Origin of the sequence: Mycobacterium sp. UM_WGJ, assembly GCF_000455125.1 — a bacterium.
GTDB lineage: Bacteria > Actinomycetota > Actinomycetes > Mycobacteriales > Mycobacteriaceae > Mycobacterium.
This window is the reverse complement of sequence record NZ_AUWR01000078.1, coordinates 14,081-29,151: the sequence shown is the minus strand read 5'-3', so window position 1 is coordinate 29,151 and position 15,071 is coordinate 14,081. Positions and strand designations below refer to the sequence as shown.

The window sequence follows — 15,071 nt, the reverse complement described above, 5'->3', positions numbered from 1 at the left end:
TCGACGTAGGAGAGGCGACGCTGGGACCGCCGCGTGAACCGGGCGGTAGCCTGTCCGATCGCCGCTGGTATTGCCCGCGGCACCCGCAGACCTGTAGGAGGCAGGCCTTGGCGAAAGAGACCATCGCCGTGCTGTTTGCGCTCGGCGCCGCGCTGTTCGGCGCGATCAGCGACGTGATACAGCAGCGCAGCGCCCACCGGGTCGGTGACCAGGGGATCGGGGCCGCCGCACTGTTCGCCCGGCTGCTGACCGATCGGCAGTGGTGGGTGGGCACGGTGTCGGGTCTGGTGGCTGTGAGCCTGCAGGCCGTGGCGCTGGGCCTCGGGTCGGTGCTGCTGGTGGAGTCGTTGCTGGTCACCTCACTGTTGTTCGCGTTGCCGCTGGGGGCCCGCCAATCCGGTCATCGCCTGCGGCGATCGGTCTGGCTGTGGTCGGCGCTGCTGGTGGCCGCCGACTTCGTCATCATCGCCGTCGGTAACCCGACCGCCGGGCAGGAACGAGCCTCCCTGGATGCCTGGGTCGGGGTGATCGCGGTACTGGCGCCGACGGTGTTGCTGTGTCTGATCGGGGCGCGAGCCTACGCGGGGCGGGCGGCGGCGGCCGTGATGCTGGCAGCGGTGTCGGCCATCTCGTGGGGCATCTTCGCGGTGCTGACCAAGGGAGTGGTCGACTTGATCGGCCACGGCCCGCGCGCAATGTTCACCGCACCGGAGCTGTACGCATGGGGAGCGGTCGCACTGACCGGCGCGGTGTATCAGCAGTCGTCGTTTCGGGCCGGAGCCCTGACAGCCTCGTTGCCGACGATCACGGTGCTGGAACCCATAGTGGCCGCGACACTGGGCGTGGTCCTGCTCGGCGAGGTCCTCGACCCTGGCCGCGATGCCGCGTTCGCGCTGGTGCTGGCGGTGGCGACGCTGGTCGCCGCGGTCGCAGCGCTGTCGCGGGATCAGGCGGTCACCGCAGGCGAGCCGGCCGTCGTGGTGGCCTGACGGTACTGACTTCGGAGGTGCAGTTACGCGGCCGCCGGTGCCCTCGCTCCCGATCCGGAAGGTGAACAGCGGGTATCGTTGCCCGATTGAGGAGGGGGCCATGTCGACAGGGAATTTCCTAGCGGCGCTGCTCGCGCTGTGCGCCGCACTGGCGTCCGCGATCGGCGACGTGATCCGGCAGCGGTCGGCCCAGGAGATCACTGACCAGCAGGTTGGCCACCTGGAGCTGTTCTGGTTGTCGCTGCGCGACCCACGCTGGTGGGGCGGCGGTGCAGCGGCGGTGGCGAACTACGCGCTGCAGGCGGTGGCGCTGGCGGTCGGCTCGGTGATGCTGGTGACGGGTTTGCAGGTGACCGCGCTGCTGTTCGCGCTGCCGATGTATGCCTGGCTGACTCATCGCCGGGTGACCAACTGGGAGTGGATGTGGGCCATCCTGCTGGCTGCGGCGCTGGCGGTGGTCGTCGTGGTGGGGGATCCGACCGAAGGCAAACAACACGCGCCGGCGGCCACCTGGATCATCGTGTCAATAGTGCTGTCCGCGGTGCTGGTGGGCTGCGTGCTGGCCGCCCGGATCTACAAGGACCGGCCGGCGGCGGCGGTGCTCCTGGCGGTGGTGGCCGGTACCTCGCTGGCGGTATTCGCCTTGCTGACGAAGGTCCTGGTCGAGGTGCTCAAAGCCGACGGCATCGACGCAGTGCTGCGGGCGCCCGCCCTGGTGCCCTGGCTGGTGGCGACGTTGGCCGGGATGATCTTCCAGCAGTCGGCGTTTCGCGCCGGTGCGCTGACCGCCTCCATGCCGACGATGATCGTGGCCAAACCGCTGGTGGCCAGCGCGCTGGGCGTACTGCTGCTCAACGAGACCATCCAGGCCGGCGGGACCGAGGACGTCGCGGTGATCATCGGGGTGGTGCTGATCGTGATCGCCACAGCGGCACTGGCGCGCGGCGAGGCCGCCACCATCGTCGCCGATGCCGGCGCCGACCTAGCCGAGCCGGTGGCGGCGCCAACGACCAGCTAGCTTGGTGCCGTGCTGGGACCGATAGCGATCATGCCGTCGGCGCCGGTGCTGGTGCCCGAGCTGGCCGGCACCGCCGCTGAAGCCGCCGAGTTGCGGGCCGCTGCGCTGACCACTGCCCGAGCGCTACCGGCGCGCTGGGTCGTCCTCGGGGCCGGACCGGACGCGGTGTACGGGCCCGAGAGCGCCGGCACATTCGCCGGATTCGGCGTTGATGTCGCGGTGCGGCTGTCACCGACCGCCCAGCAACCTGCCGATCTGCCGCTGACCGCCCTGGTCGCCGGGTGGGTGCGCGGCCAGGTCGCACCCGATGCCGAGGTGCGGGTGCACTGCTGCGCGGACCCGGACGCGGCGCTGGCCACCGGCAGGAGGGTGCGCACCGAGATCGACCAAGCCGGCGAGCTCACCGGCGTGTTGCTGGTTGCCGACGGCGCCAACACCTTGACCCCGACAGCCCCGGGCGGTCACCACCCGGCCGACGTCGAATGCCAGCGCGCCCTCGACGATGCGCTGGCCGGCGGCGACGTCACCGCACTGACCGGCTTGCCCCCGCAGGTCGTCGGCCGGGCAGGATTCGCGGCCCTGGCCGGGCTGGCCCGGACGGCACCGCGCGCTGTCACGCAGCTCTACCGTGACGCCCCGTATGGCGTCGGCTACTTCGTGGGGGTCTGGCGACCGTGAGGCCGATAGCGGTCGTCGGGCCGACTGGGACGGGCAAATCGCAACTGGCACTGGACCTGGCCGCACAGCTGGGCGGCGAGATCGTGAACGCCGATGCCATGCAGCTCTACCGTGGCATGGACATCGGCACCGCGAAACTGCCACCCGGTGAGCGTGCCGGCATTCCGCATCATCAACTCGACGTGCTCGATGTCGTCCAGACCGCGACGGTGGCGCGCTATCAGCAGGCCGCGGCGGCGGACGTCGAGGCGATCATGGATCGCGGCGCGGTGCCGATCATCGTGGGTGGATCGATGCTCTATCTGCAGGCACTGCTCGACGACTGGTCGTTCCCGGCCACCGATCCGGTGGTGCGGGCCCGCTACGAGCAGCGGCTGGCTGAGGTCGGGGTTGCCGCCCTGCACGCCGAACTGGCCGGCGCCGACCCTGCCGCCGCCGCGGCGATCCTGCCCACCGATGGCAGGCGGATCGTGCGGGCACTGGAAGTGGTGGAACTGACCGGAGCGCCGTTCGCCGCCTCCGCACCGTCGATCGGAGCGCCGCGCTGGGACACCGTGATCATCGGATTGGACTGCGACACAGCAATTCTCGACGAGCGACTGGCTGTTCGCACCGAGACCATGTTTGCCCAGGGGCTGGTCGCCGAAGTTCAGCGACTGCTGCAGTCGGGGTTGCGGGACGGGGTCACCGCCGCCAGAGCGCTGGGCTACGCCCAGGTGATCGCCGACCTCGATGCCGGAGGCGACGGTGCTGGCGCCCAGGAACCGACCTTCATCGGCACCCGCCGGTATGTGCGCCGCCAGCGTTCCTGGTTCCGCCGCGACCATCGCACTCATTGGCTCGATGCCGCCGGCGGTGGCCTGCTCGACGCGGCGCTGGCCGCGGTGCGGCACGTATCCTGAGCACATGCTTTTCGCCAAGGGCCACGGCACCCAGAACGACTTCGTGTTGCTGCCGGACCTGGACGCGGCACTGGACTTGACCCCGGCCGCGGTGGCCGCGCTGTGCGACCGCCGTCGTGGCCTGGGCGCCGACGGTCTGTTGCGGGTGACCACCGCCGGTGCGGCGGCGGACGCCGGGGTGCTCGACCAGCTGCCCGAGGGAGTCGCGCCCGGCGACTGGTTCATGGACTACCGCAACGCCGATGGCTCGGTGGCTGAGATGTGCGGCAACGGAGTGCGGGTGTTCGCGCACTATCTGCGCGCCGCCGGCCTGGAGTCCCGCGACGAGTTCGTCGTCGGCTCCTTGGCCGGGCCGCGACCGGTGGTCGTGCACCACGCCGACGACGTGCACGCCGAGGTGACCGTCGACATGGGCAAGCCGAACCTGCTCGGGAGCTCCGGACCGGCCTTCGAGGCACTGGTCGGGGGGCAGCGCTTCGCGGGCCTGGGCGTCGACGTCGGCAACCCGCACCTGGCCTGCGTGGATCCGGGATTGTCCGTGGCCGATCTGGCCGCCCTTGATGTCGGTGCGCCGGTGGTGTTCGACACTGCCCAGTTCCCCAATGGGGTGAACGTGGAGATCCTGACCGCTCCGCGCCAGGGTGCGGTGGCGATGCGGGTGCATGAGCGCGGTGTCGGCGAGACCCGCTCGTGCGGCACCGGCACGGTGGCCGCCGTGGTGGCGGCCCTGGCGTACAGCGGAGCCTCGACCGGCACGCTGCGGGTCGACATCCCCGGCGGACAAGTCAGCGTCACCGTCACCGAGGCGGGCAGCTACTTGCGCGGGCCGTCGGAGCTGGTGGCCCGGGGCGACATCGCGCCGCGGTGGTGGGCGGCGCAGTGAGCTATCCCGACTCGAGGCCCCAGCCCAGCACCGGTGAGCTGAACCTCGACGACCGCGCGGCACTGCGCCGTGTCGCCGGGCTGTCCACCGAACTCGCCGACATCTCCGAGGTCGAATACCGGCAACTGCGCCTGGAACGGGTGGTGTTGGTCGGTGTGTGGACCGAAGGCACCGCCGCCGAGGCCGACGCCAGCATGGTGGAGCTGGCCGCGCTGGCCGAAACCGCCGGCTCGGAAGTGCTCGAAGGCCTGATCCAGCGTCGCGAACGGCCCGACCCGGCCACCTATATCGGTTCCGGCAAGGCGCAAGAGTTGCGCGAGATGGTGCTGGCCACCGGCGCCGACACCGTCATCTGCGATGGGGAGCTGTCCCCGGCCCAGTTGAACGCGCTGGAAAAGGCGGTCAAGGTCAAGGTGATCGACCGCACCGCGCTGATCCTCGACATCTTCGCCCAGCACGCCACCAGCGCCGAAGGCAAGGCGCAGGTGGCGCTCGCGCAGATGCAGTACATGCTGCCGCGCCTGCGCGGCTGGGGTGAGTCGATGTCACGTCAGGCCGGTGGGCGGGCCGGCGGCGCCGGCGGTGGGGTGGGCACCCGCGGTCCCGGTGAGACCAAGATTGAAACCGACCGGCGGCGTATCCGGGAACGGATGTCCAAGCTGCGGCGCGAGATCAAGGCTATGAAGCAGGTGCGCGACACCCAGCGCAGCCGCCGCCGGCACAGTGACGTCCCTTCGGTGGCCATCGTCGGCTACACCAACGCCGGCAAATCCAGCCTGCTCAACGCACTGACCGGTGCCGGAGTGCTCGTTCAGGATGCGCTGTTCGCCACCCTGGAACCGACTACGCGCCGTGGGCAATTCGACGATGACCGTCCTTTTGTGTTGACCGACACAGTCGGGTTCGTTCGGCACCTGCCCACGCAGTTGGTGGAGGCGTTCCGTTCCACCCTGGAAGAAGTCGCCGATGCCGACTTGCTGGTGCATGTGGTCGACGGCTCTGATCCGGCGCCACTGGCGCAGATCGCCGCGGTCCGTGAGGTGATCTCCGACGTCATCGCCGAGCACGATTCCGGACCGACTGGCCAGCGTGCTCCGGAACTGTTGGTGGTCAACAAGATTGACGCCGCCGGAGATCTGGCGTTGGCGCAGCTGCGACGGGCCTTGCCCGACGCGGTGTTCGTCTCGGCGCACACCGGAGACGGCATTGACGCGCTGCGCCAACGGATGGCGCAGTTGGTGGCCCCGGTCGACACCGCAGTGGATGTCGTCATCCCTTACGGTCGTGGCGATTTGGTGGCCAGGGTGCATGAACAAGGCCGGGTGCAGCTGGCAGAGCACGGCGAGGGCGGTACCCGAATCCGTGCGCGGGTTCCCGCGGCACTGGCAGCGAGTCTGCGGGAATTCGCCGCCTTTTAGGTATTGCCGCACCGGTGCTATAGGCTGGTGCTCACGCGTCGTGGAACGCTTACTCACCGCCGTCCGGCCCCTGATGCCGATTTCAGCTGGCGTGTGAAGCTCTTCTCGCGGCGATCGCTATTGCCAACAGGCAATCTCGCCAACTCTGTGTTGCAGACAGATCGGTCCGCCTTGACGGCCGCTGTGGCACAGCCGATGCCGGAAAGGCATGTCATGACCACCAATTCATTCGCCGAACTCGGCGTGCCCGCTGAACTTGTCAGTGTGCTCGCCAATCGCGGTATTGCTGCTCCCTTCCCGATTCAGGTGGCGACCCTGCCGGACAGTCTGGCCGGCCGTGATGTGCTGGGTCGCGGCAAGACCGGCAGCGGCAAGACGCTGGCCTTCTCCCTGCCGCTGGTAGCTCGGCTGGTTGGCGAGAAGCGTCGCCCCGCCCGGCCGACCGGCCTGGTGCTGGCACCCACGCGGGAGCTGGCCACCCAGATCGCCGCGACGCTGGAACCGTTGGCGGCCGCCAGTGGGCTGAAGGTGACCACCATTTTCGGTGGCGTCTCGCAGAACCGCCAGGTGTCCGCGCTCAACGCAGGCGCCGACATCGTGGTGGCCTGCCCCGGCCGGCTCGAAGACCTGATGAAGCAGCGGCTGATCACGCTGGACGCGGTACGCATCAGCGTGCTGGACGAAGCCGACCACATGGCCGACCTCGGCTTCCTGCCCGGAGTCACCCGCATTCTGGCCGCGACCTCCGAAACCGGTCAGCGACTGCTGTTCTCGGCCACGCTGGACAACGGGGTCGACAAGCTGGTTCGGCGTTTTCTGCGGAACCCGGTGTCGCACTCCGTCGATGAACTCGACGCGCCCCCTCCGGCGATGACCCATCATGTGTTCCACGTGGCCGGGCTGCAGGACAAGAAGGATCTGGTGCAGCTGTTGGCGTCCGGCACCGGGCGGCGAATCCTGTTCTTGCGGACCAAGCATCAGGCCCGGAAACTGGCCCGCCAGCTCACCGAGTCCGGTGTGCCGTCGGTCGACCTGCACGGCAACTTGTCGCAACCGGCCCGCGAGCGCAATCTTGCGGCGTTCGCCGAGGGGGACGTGCGGGTTCTGGTGGCCACCGACATCGCCGCCCGCGGGGTGCACGTCGATGAGGTCGAATTGGTGGTTCACGTGGACCCGCCCGCCGAGCACAAGGCGTACCTGCACCGTTCCGGGCGTACGGCACGCGCCGGCAGCGCCGGCGATGTCGTCACCGTCGTCCTGCCCGAGCAGCGGCGCGAGACTCAGGTGCTGTTGCGCCGCGCGGGCATCAGCGTCGCCCCGCAACAGGTGGCAGCAGATTCCGCCTCGGTGCGCGACTTGGTGGGGGAGGTGGCGCCGTTGCGGGTGCCCGCCCCGGTGGCCCCGAAGGCCGCTCCGCCGGGCCGCGCCAAGAGTGCGCCGGGCCAGACCTCGCCGGGCCAGACCTCACCGGGCGGGTCCGGCCGTCCGCGACGCCGTCGTGGCGGCAGCGGTGCTGCACAGCCGGCATCTCAAGCCGGTGGCCGGCGCCGGCCGCGGGGCGGTGCCGGCCAGCGGCGGCACGATGGGGTGGCGCGCTAGCGCTGACACCCACCACTGCGTCGCCCAACCATCCGGTTGGTCTATTCTCGTCGGAAAGATCAGTCGACCGGAGGTCAGGCAATGAGTGCCGCAGTCAAGTACCAGCGAACCCTGTTCGAGCCCGAACACGAGCTGTTCCGGGAGTCGTTCCGCGCCTTCCTGGATCGGCACGCCGCGCCCAACCAGGAGGAGTGGGAGAAGGCCAAGATCGTCGACCGCTCCGTGTGGCTCGAGGCCGGCAAACAGGGCTTCCTGGGCATGGCGGTGCCCGAGGAGTACGGCGGCGGCGGCAACCCGGACTTCCGCTACAACACGATCATCACCGAGGAAGTCACCGCGGGCCGCTACAGCGGGCTGGGTTTTAGCCTGCACAACGACGTTTGCGCGCCGTACCTGTTGGAACTGTGCAACGAGGAGCAGAAGCAGCGCTGGCTGCCGAAGTTCTGCACCGGTGAGCTGATCACCGCGATCGCCATGACCGAGCCGGGCACCGGTAGTGACCTGCAGGGCATCAAGACCCGCGCGGTCAAGCAGGGTGACCACTACGTGCTCAACGGCTCCAAGACGTTCATCACCAACGGCATTCACTCCGACCTGGTGATCGTCGTCGCCCAGACCGACCCCGACAAGGGTGCGCAGGGCTTCAGCCTGCTGGTCGTGGAGCGGGGGATGGAGGGCTTCGAGCGTGGCCGCCACCTGGACAAGATCGGTCTGGACGCCCAGGACACCGCGGAGCTGTCCTTCACCGACGTGCATGTCCCGGTGGAGAACCTGCTCGGCGAGGAGGGCAAGGGCTTCATCTACCTGATGCAGAACCTGCCGCAGGAGCGCATTTCGATCGCGATCATGGCCGCCGGGGCGATGGAGGCGGTGCTGGAGCAGACCATCCAGTACACCAAGGAGCGCAAGGCCTTCGGCAAGCCGATCGGCAGTTTCCAGAACAGCCGGTTCCTGCTGGCCGAGCTGGCCACCGAGGCCACCGTGGTGCGGATGATGGTCGACGAGTTCGTGCGGCTCCACCTGGACAAGAAGTTGACCGTCGAGCAGGCCGCGATGGCCAAGTGGTATTCCACCGAGAAGCAGGTGCACCTGATCGACCGCTGCCTGCAGCTGCACGGTGGATACGGCTACATGCGCGAATACCCGGTCGCGCGGGCCTATCTGGATGCCCGCGTTCAGACCATTTACGGCGGCACGACCGAGATCATGAAAGAGATCATCGGCCGCAGCCTCGGCGTCTAGCCGAGGCAATCGGGAACGATTTGGCGCCCCAACCGGGCGCTGCAAGGGGCGCTACCTGCATGTTTGGTAGCGCCCCTCGTTCCGTTCGGGGCAGCGGCTTTTGCATCATTTCAGCATCGGCTGGGTATCTGTTTCCGCAATATCGATGACTTGGCTTCGAAACTCGGGCCGATTGCGGGAAAGTCTATGCCGGAAACATTTGCGTCGATAATGTCGATAATGATGCCTGGGAGGGCTGGTGACTAGTCGGAAAGATCGGTTCGGCAAGACGGCGGTGCGCATGGCGCTCGGCCTGGCGGCGACGGTCACCGTGCTCTTGTCGGTGCAAACCGCTGCGGCGACGCCCGACAGCGATGCCCGCGACGCCATCACGGCGGCGTGGCAGGCGGCCGGTGGGGACGGCTCCCCGCTGGGGGCCCCCAACGGAGACGTACACCCGGCCGGTGTCGGATTCGCCCAGGACTTTGCCGGGGGCACCATCTTCTTCACCCCGGAGACCGGCGCCAAGGCGCTCTACGGCGCGATCCTGGACAAATACGAGGCACTGGGCGGTGCGGCCGACAATGGGCTCGGCTTCCCCAGCAGCGATGAGGTGCCCGGGCTTGTTCCCGACAGCCGGGTGGCCATCCTTTCCGGCGCCGACAACCCGGTGATCTTTTGGACACCCGAACATGGCGCCCACGTGGTGCGCGGGCCCATCAATGCCGGCTGGGACAAGCTGGGCAGCTCCACCGGAGCGCTCGGCGTCCCGGTCGAGGACGAGAGCTACGACGGAGCTGTCGTCACCCAGAAGTTCAGCGCCGGGACGCTGTCCTTCGACAGCGCGACCAGGACGTTTACCACGGTGCCGCCGGAGCTGGCAGCGCAGCTGGCAGATGTGCAGGCCCAGGTCGACGCGACCGCGGCCATCGATCAGGTCTGGCGCAGCGCCGGCGGACCCGCCGGCGCACTGGGGCCAAAGCAGGGCGATCAGTACGCGATAGGCGAGAACGGCGGGGTGGGTCAGGACTTTGCCCACGGCAAGGTCTATTTCAGTCCGCTCACCGGAGCCAATGCGGTTGAAGGCGACGTGCTGGCCAAGTACGAGTCGCTGGGCGGTCCTGCCGGCAGCGATCTCGGCTTCCCGATCACCGGCACGGCTGACGGAGCGCTGGCGGGCAGCAAGTTCAATTCTTTTGCCGCCGACGACGAGCCGGTGATCTTCTTCAGCCCCGACAACGGCGCCTTCGTGGTACGCGGGGCGATCAAGTCGGCGTGGGACAAGCTCGACGGAGCTTCCGGAAAGCTGGGCGCCCCCGTGGGCGACCAGAGCGTCGAAGGTGACGTGGTGTCGCAGAAGTTCACCGGCGGCTCGATCGCGTGGAACCAGGCGAACAACACCTACAGCACCGAACCGGCCGAGCTCGCGCAATCGTTGTCGGGCTTGCAAATTCCCGGTACGAATCTGCCCGACGGCAGCAAGTCGACATCGACTGGCGCCGCCAAGGAGACGCACTGGAACTGGATGTGGGTGCTGATCCCGGTGGTGGTGCTGGCAGTGCTGGGGGCGCTCGCCGGCGTGGCGATGTGGTGGCAGCGGCGTCGGCCGGCCGCTGTACTGCCGGGCTCGCCGGTGGCAGTGCCGGCCCCGGTCGCCGACGACTACGACGACGATGACGAGCAGTGGGCCCACCACGACCGACGTGATGACCACCGTGATGAGCACCGCGACGACCACCGCGAGCACGAGGGCACCGTCCGGCTGCCGAGTCGCTACGGAGCCTCCGCATCGCCGTATCCCTCCGAGCCTGAACTGCCCGTCTCCTCGATCCCGGATGCGCCGTGGCTGCACTACGGCGAGCACGAGAGCGAGGCGGAGGTCGACGACGATGACGACACCGACACCGCCCCCACGCGGGTGGTGACCGAAGAAGATTTCGGCACCGGTCGGCACGCCGTGGGTCACGGCGGTGCCGGGTCGGACCCACGCGGGTTCGGCGCTGTCCCAGAGCCCCGCAGGTTCGGCGGCGGCGCGGACACCCGCACCTTCGGCGGTGGCGGCGAAGCGCGCACGGTCGGTATCGACGAAACCGTGCATCCGGTGATGCACCTTCCGCTGGACGACCCGTACCAGCAGCCGAACGGCTACCCGATCAAGGCGAACATCGGCTCGGGGCTCTACTACACCCCGCAGAACGCGCTGTATGACGACACCCTGGCCGAGATCTGGTTCGCCACCGAGGATGCGGCCCGGCTTAACGGCTTCACCAGGGCCGGCTGATCATCGCAGCGGCAGCGGTAGGTCGCGTTCGCGCTGCGGCCGAGGCCCGAAGAGGCGCCGCTGCGCCGCGGTGATCGCGATGTCGTTGATGCTGGACTCGCGGCGACTCATGCGGCCGTCGGCGGCGAACTCCCACAGCTCGTTGCCGTAGCTGCGCCACCATTGGCCGTCCGCGTCGCAGCATTCGTACTGATAACGCACCGCGATTCGGTTGCCCTGGTAGCACCAGAGCTCTTTGCGCAGTGCGTAGTCGCGTTCGGCGGCCCATTTGCGCCGCAGGAATGCCTCGATCTCCGCACGCCCGGCGAGAAATTCGTCGCGGTTCCGCCACACCGAGTCCTCGGTGTAGGCCAGCGCCACACGTGCGGGATCCCGGGTGTTCCAGGAGTCCTCGGCGGCCTGCACCTTGAGGCGTGCCGACTCCTCATCGAACGGTGGGCGCGCGAACACGATCAGATCTTGCGGATGACGGTCACGACCTTGCCCAGCACCACCGCGTCGTTGCCGGGAATGGGATCGAAAATGGGGTTGTGCGGCATCAGCCAGACCTGACCGCCGGTGCGTTTGAACGTCTTGACGGTGGCCTCGCCATCGATCATGGCGGCCACGATGTCGCCGTTGTCAGCGACATTCTGCTGGCGCACCACAACCCAGTCGCCGTCGCAGATCGCGGCGTCCACCATCGATTCGCCGACCACCTTGAGCAAGAACAGTTCGCCTTCGCCGACCAACTCGCGGGGGAGCGGGAAGACATCCTCGACGGCCTCCTCGGCCAGGATCGGCCCGCCGGCCGCGATCCGGCCCAGAACCGGGACGAAGGTGGGCTCGGGCAGCGCATCCGAACCGGCGAACTCGGTGCGCTGGGCGGCCTCGGCGGCGCCGGCCACGTCGTCCTGGCCACGGACGTCGACAGCGCGGGGACGGTTGGGGTCCCGGCGCAGGTAGCCCTTGCGCTCGAGCGTGCGCAACTGGTGCGCAACCGAAGAGGTCGAGGTCAGCCCGACGGCGTCGCCGATCTCGCGGATGCTCGGCGGGTAACCCCGTTCGTTCACCGAGGCGCGGATGACATTCAGGATCGTTCGCTGCCGGGCGGTCAGCGCTGAGTCCGGGCCCGCCAGGTTGCTGCTGCTGTCACTCATGGGCGCAAATCTAGTCGCATAACTGCGTTAAATCAAACATGTGTTCGAGGTGTGTCGCGCGGACGTTCGAAACTGCCGGGGACTTGTCGGACCCTTTCGCTAATGTTTTCGACAACGAATCGATCACATGTTCGGACATCGAACGTACGATCGATTAGTATTCGAACAGTCGAGCGAACAGGGTCGCCGACGCCGAGTGAGGGAGAACCGCACATGATGCTCATCGACACGATCGCTCCGACGTTCGAGCCGACCCGCAGCACCGAGCGACCCCAGGTGCAGCGCGGTCCCCGGACCTCGGGTCGTGCCTACCCGATCCGCACCCAGCCGGCACGGCTGGTTCGGCAGCGGCCGGGCGGTGCGCCGCTGCGCCACCGCGGTTCCGGGGTGCTGATGTCACGTGCCCCGCACCGGCCGCAGCCCGTCAAGGCCATCACCCCGGTGACCACCGTTGTGCTGGCTTTGATCGCCGCCGGGATCACCGTGTGGCTCGGGCTGATCGCCCAGTTCGGCGCGGCAGCGGCGGGCACTACCTCCGCGGTGCCCGACCAGCTCGGCGTGGTGCGCGTCCAGAGTGGGGAGAGCTTGGCGCACCTGGCGGCCCGCGTAGCGCCGGACGCGCCGGCCGGAGAGGTCATCGAGCGCATCCGCGAGCTCAACAGCCTGGAGTCGGTGGCCCTGGACGCCGGCCAGACGCTGATCGCTCCACTGGGCTGAGGTGGTCGTGTCGGTTCGGTCGCCGATTGCGGCCACTGCGCAGCGCCGGCGGCAACCCGCGCAGGTACGCTCGCAGTTGTCCCAATGGCCCACGGTGCCCCAGCTTTCTGAGGGCGCGGGTTCCCGGCACGGCGAAGGAGCGGCAATGCACTGCCCGTTTTGTCGCCATCCGGACTCCCGGGTGGTGGATTCCCGCGAAGCCGATGAAGGCCAGGCCATTCGGCGTCGTCGGTCCTGTCCAGAATGCGGCCGCCGTTTCTCGACGGTGGAGACCGCAGTGCTGGCCGTGGTCAAACGCAGTGGCGTCACTGAGCCCTTCAGCCGGGAGAAGGTCATGCGCGGGGTGCGCCGGGCCTGCCAGGGCCGCCAGGTTGACGACGACGCGCTGAACCTGCTGGCTCAGCAGGTGGAAGATGCTGTGCGAGCGGCCGGTTCGCCGGAGATTCCCAGTCACGAGGTGGGGTTGGCGATTCTGGGTCCGCTGCGCGAACTCGACGAAGTGGCCTATCTGCGATTCGCCTCGGTTTACCGGTCCTTCTCCTCGGCCGCTGACTTCGAACGAGAGATCGAGGCCCTGCGCGAACACCGCGAGATGCCCACTACCAGTTGAGCCGCGCGGGCGACCAAGCGCATTACGCTGGCGACATGGCACCCGAGTTGCACCCAAACCTTGTGGAGCTCGCCCCGCTGTTGGGCACCTGGTCAGGCCGGGGATCCGGGGTGTATCCCACGATCGCGGCATTCGACTACCTCGAAGAGGTGGTGTTCTCACACGTCGGCAAGCCGTTCCTGGTTTACGGCCAGAAGACCAAGTCGCCCGCCGAGGGCCTGCCTATGCATGCCGAGACCGGCTACCTGCGGGTGCCGCAACCCGGTCAGATCGAGTGGGTGCTGGCGCACCCCAGCGGTATCACCGAGATCGAGGTTGGCAGCTACACGGTCACCCCCAACGGTGTGGACCTGCAGATGTCCGCACCGACGATCGGGCTGGCGCCGACGGCCAAAGAAGTGACCGTCCTGAGCCGCCACTATCGCCTCGACGGCGATGAGTTGTCCTACACCCTGGATATGGGAGCAGTCGGCCAGCCCGCCCAGAACCACCTCACCGCCACGCTTCGTCGAACCACTGGCCCGACATAGCTCCATCCGGGACGATCAGTCGTCGCCGTCGAGGTTCTTCTTCGCCTCCTGCGCCAGGAAGCGCTCGAACTCGGCGCCGAGCTCATCGGCGCTTGGCAGCTCCTCATCGCGGGAAAGCAGCGAGCGATTTTCCTGGGCTGTGATGAAGGCGTCGTACTGGCGTTCCAGGGCCGACACCACTTGGGCCACTTCGGCGCTCGCTTCGACCTGCTGGTCGATCTTGGTCCGGATCTCGGCGGCGGAGTCGCGGAGGTCGCTCAGCGGCAGCTCCAGCGCGCCGGTTTGGGCGGCCTGCTTGAGCAGCGCCTCAGCGGCCTCGGGGTAGTCGGTCTGGGCGACGTAATGCGGCACATGCACCGTGAAGCCGACCACCTCGTGGCCGTGCTGAGCCATCCGGTATTCCAGCAGGTTGGACGCGCTGCCGGGAACCTGAACCTCGGTGATCCATGGGGTGAACTCGCTGATCAGGTCGCGATTGTTGGAATGTGCGGTCAGCGTCACCGGCCGGGTGTGCGGAACGGCCATCGGGATCGTGCCCAAGCCGATGGTCCGACGCACCCCGAGTTGCTCGGCCAACAGCCGCACCGCGGTAATGAACCGCTCCCACTTCAGGTCGGGCTCCATGCCCGCCAACAGAAGAAACGGGGTGCCCGCACTGTCCCGCAACGCGTGCAGGCTCAGCTCCGGTTCGGTGTAGTGGGTGAAGTGGTCGGACTTGAACGTCATCAGCGGCCGCCGCGAGCGGTAGTCGAGCAGGTCGTCGATCGCGAAGGACGCCACCAACTCACTGTCCAGCTTGCTCTTGAGGTGCTTGGCGGCCAGCCGAATCGCGTGGCCGGCGTCGGAGAACCCTTCCAGCGCGTGGATCAGGACTGGCCCCTCGCCATCCGCCGACATCAGCTGCGGAGCCGGCACCTCCAGCTCGTACATGCCGCTCGGCTCGATCTGGTAGTGCCGGTCCCGGTCGGGACCGGTGTCCGGGTGGTCGGCCATCGCCTTCGCCTCCTCTTCGTGCAGATCGCAGTGGATCGCACCGTCTATTTTCCCTCACCGGGGACCGCACGCCGAAAACGGTGCGCGTATGTG

The 15,071-nt window shown here is 68.3% G+C and carries 15 protein-coding genes; 12 read left to right on the top strand and 3 right to left on the bottom strand.

Features of this window, described 5'->3' with window-relative positions:
* From N416_RS0119855 to N416_RS0119815, 9 genes are all read left to right on the top strand, one after another.
* A partial coding sequence (locus tag N416_RS0119855; protein ID WP_369797623.1) for a DMT family transporter occupies positions 1 to 989 on the top strand: 989 nt, incomplete at its 5' end.
* Between the two features lie 100 nt (positions 990 to 1,089).
* Positions 1,090 to 2,007 carry a DMT family transporter gene (locus tag N416_RS0119850; protein ID WP_024443842.1) on the top strand — a complete coding sequence of 306 codons (918 nt, stop codon included), beginning with the start codon at positions 1,090 to 1,092 and terminating at the stop codon, positions 2,005 to 2,007.
* 9 nt (positions 2,008 to 2,016) lie between these two features.
* The gene (locus N416_RS0119845) at positions 2,017 to 2,685 is read left to right on the top strand and encodes a hypothetical protein (protein ID WP_024443841.1); all 669 of its coding nucleotides are present in this window, start codon (positions 2,017 to 2,019) and stop codon (positions 2,683 to 2,685) included.
* Positions 2,682 to 3,587 (top strand): tRNA (adenosine(37)-N6)-dimethylallyltransferase MiaA, encoded by a 906-nt coding sequence (gene miaA / locus N416_RS0119840; protein ID WP_024443840.1) that lies wholly within the window; start codon positions 2,682 to 2,684, stop codon positions 3,585 to 3,587. Before N416_RS0119845 ends, miaA begins: the two co-directional genes overlap by 4 nt.
* A 4-nt stretch (positions 3,588 to 3,591) precedes the next feature.
* Positions 3,592 to 4,470: a diaminopimelate epimerase gene (gene dapF, locus N416_RS0119835; protein WP_024443839.1), complete on the top strand. Its 879-nt coding sequence runs from the start codon at positions 3,592 to 3,594 to the stop codon at positions 4,468 to 4,470.
* Positions 4,467 to 5,888, top strand: coding sequence for a GTPase HflX (gene hflX, locus N416_RS0119830; protein WP_024443838.1), 1,422 nt, complete (start codon positions 4,467 to 4,469; stop codon positions 5,886 to 5,888). Before dapF ends, hflX begins: the two co-directional genes overlap by 4 nt.
* A 213-nt stretch (positions 5,889 to 6,101) precedes the next feature.
* Entirely contained in the window at positions 6,102 to 7,487 is a 1,386-nt protein-coding gene (locus N416_RS0119825) for a DEAD/DEAH box helicase (RefSeq protein WP_024443837.1), read from the top strand.
* 81 nt (positions 7,488 to 7,568) lie between these two features.
* Positions 7,569 to 8,729 (top strand): acyl-CoA dehydrogenase family protein, encoded by a 1,161-nt coding sequence (locus N416_RS0119820; protein ID WP_024443836.1) that lies wholly within the window; start codon positions 7,569 to 7,571, stop codon positions 8,727 to 8,729.
* 280 nt (positions 8,730 to 9,009) lie between these two features.
* Positions 9,010 to 10,989, top strand: a complete 1,980-nt coding sequence (locus N416_RS0119815; RefSeq protein WP_036458707.1) for an LGFP repeat-containing protein — start codon at positions 9,010 to 9,012, stop codon at positions 10,987 to 10,989.
* Here the strand turns inward: N416_RS0119815 and N416_RS0119810 are convergent, their stop codons facing one another.
* Together N416_RS0119810 and lexA are read right to left on the bottom strand one after the other, a co-directional pair.
* On the bottom strand, positions 10,990 to 11,439 hold the full coding sequence (locus tag N416_RS0119810) for a nuclear transport factor 2 family protein (RefSeq protein ID WP_024443834.1): 450 nt from the start codon (positions 11,437 to 11,439) through the stop codon (positions 10,990 to 10,992).
* A gap of 2 nt (positions 11,440 to 11,441) precedes the next feature.
* Positions 11,442 to 12,128 carry a transcriptional repressor LexA gene (gene lexA, locus N416_RS0119805; protein WP_024443833.1) on the bottom strand — a complete coding sequence of 229 codons (687 nt, stop codon included), beginning with the start codon at positions 12,126 to 12,128 and terminating at the stop codon, positions 11,442 to 11,444.
* Positions 12,129 to 12,341: 213 nt separating this feature from the next.
* Here lexA and N416_RS0119800 point away from each other — a divergent pair, with 213 nt between their 5' ends.
* From N416_RS0119800 to N416_RS0119790, 3 genes are all read left to right on the top strand, one after another.
* A complete protein-coding gene (locus N416_RS0119800; protein ID WP_024443832.1) occupies positions 12,342 to 12,845 on the top strand; it encodes a LysM peptidoglycan-binding domain-containing protein in 504 nt (167 codons plus the stop codon).
* Positions 12,846 to 12,990: 145 nt separating this feature from the next.
* A complete protein-coding gene (gene nrdR, locus N416_RS0119795; RefSeq protein ID WP_024443831.1) occupies positions 12,991 to 13,455 on the top strand; it encodes a transcriptional regulator NrdR in 465 nt (154 codons plus the stop codon).
* Between the two features lie 35 nt (positions 13,456 to 13,490).
* The gene (locus N416_RS0119790; RefSeq protein ID WP_024443830.1) at positions 13,491 to 13,985 is read left to right on the top strand and encodes a peroxynitrite isomerase; all 495 of its coding nucleotides are present in this window, start codon (positions 13,491 to 13,493) and stop codon (positions 13,983 to 13,985) included.
* A gap of 15 nt (positions 13,986 to 14,000) precedes the next feature.
* On the opposite strand, the gene N416_RS0119785 is transcribed toward N416_RS0119790, so the two are convergent.
* Positions 14,001 to 14,978 carry a proteasome assembly chaperone family protein gene (locus N416_RS0119785; protein WP_024443829.1) on the bottom strand — a complete coding sequence of 326 codons (978 nt, stop codon included), beginning with the start codon at positions 14,976 to 14,978 and terminating at the stop codon, positions 14,001 to 14,003.
* Between the last annotated feature and the right edge of the window lie 93 nt (positions 14,979 to 15,071).

Bases quoted from the DNA above. Each gene is read 5' to 3' on its own strand.
- N416_RS0119785 (WP_024443829.1), bottom strand. From the start codon at position 14,978: ATGGCCGACCACCCGGACACCGGTCCCGACCGGGACCGGCACTACCAG.
- N416_RS0119800 (WP_024443832.1), top strand. From the start codon at position 12,342: ATGATGCTCATCGACACGATCGCTCCGACGTTCGAGCCGACCCGCAGC.
- N416_RS0119815 (WP_036458707.1), top strand. From the start codon at position 9,010: ATGGCGCTCGGCCTGGCGGCGACGGTCACCGTGCTCTTGTCGGTGCAA.
- N416_RS0119820 (WP_024443836.1), top strand. From the start codon at position 7,569: ATGAGTGCCGCAGTCAAGTACCAGCGAACCCTGTTCGAGCCCGAACAC.
- lexA (WP_024443833.1), bottom strand. From the start codon at position 12,128: ATGAGTGACAGCAGCAGCAACCTGGCGGGCCCGGACTCAGCGCTGACC.
- N416_RS0119790 (WP_024443830.1), top strand. From the start codon at position 13,491: ATGGCACCCGAGTTGCACCCAAACCTTGTGGAGCTCGCCCCGCTGTTG.
- dapF (WP_024443839.1), top strand. From the start codon at position 3,592: ATGCTTTTCGCCAAGGGCCACGGCACCCAGAACGACTTCGTGTTGCTG.
- N416_RS0119850 (WP_024443842.1), top strand. From the start codon at position 1,090: ATGTCGACAGGGAATTTCCTAGCGGCGCTGCTCGCGCTGTGCGCCGCA.
- nrdR (WP_024443831.1), top strand. From the start codon at position 12,991: ATGCACTGCCCGTTTTGTCGCCATCCGGACTCCCGGGTGGTGGATTCC.
- N416_RS0119825 (WP_024443837.1), top strand. From the start codon at position 6,102: ATGACCACCAATTCATTCGCCGAACTCGGCGTGCCCGCTGAACTTGTC.